The sequence below is a fragment of the Corynebacterium sp. HMSC067D03 genome, from assembly GCF_001811185.1.
GTDB classification, from domain to species: Bacteria; Actinomycetota; Actinomycetes; order Mycobacteriales; family Mycobacteriaceae; genus Corynebacterium; species Corynebacterium coyleae.
In genome coordinates this window covers 1-293 of the sequence record NZ_KV803824.1, presented here as the reverse complement: position 1 = coordinate 293, position 293 = coordinate 1, and the positions used below count along the sequence as shown (strand labels likewise).

The 293-nt window shown below is 59.7% G+C and carries 1 protein-coding gene; it reads right to left on the bottom strand.

The window, feature by feature from the left end; genetic code table 11:
• Positions 1 to 293 (bottom strand): response regulator transcription factor (locus HMPREF2785_RS07575; RefSeq protein ID WP_141750666.1); only part of this gene is annotated, 293 nt, incomplete at both ends.

The following is a 293-nucleotide window of genomic DNA, read 5'->3' as shown; positions in this document are numbered from 1 at the left end:
TAGATGATGCGACGCTGCCGAGCTTGCTCTACGGCAGCTGTTCTGTTGTCAACCCCCAACTTTGAATAGATGTGGATCAGGTGGGTTTTCACCGTGGCTTGGGAGATGAAGAGCTGTTCGGCGATCTCCCGGTTCGACGCGCCCGTCTGCAGTGCGCGAAGCAGTTCGATCTCGCGGGCGGACAGAGCCTCGTCGGGGTTGACCAGACGGTCTGCCAGCACATTCGCCACTTGCGGAGAGAGCACGCGCTTGCGTTTCGACGCCTGCACCACCGCGTCATGCAATTCATCCTC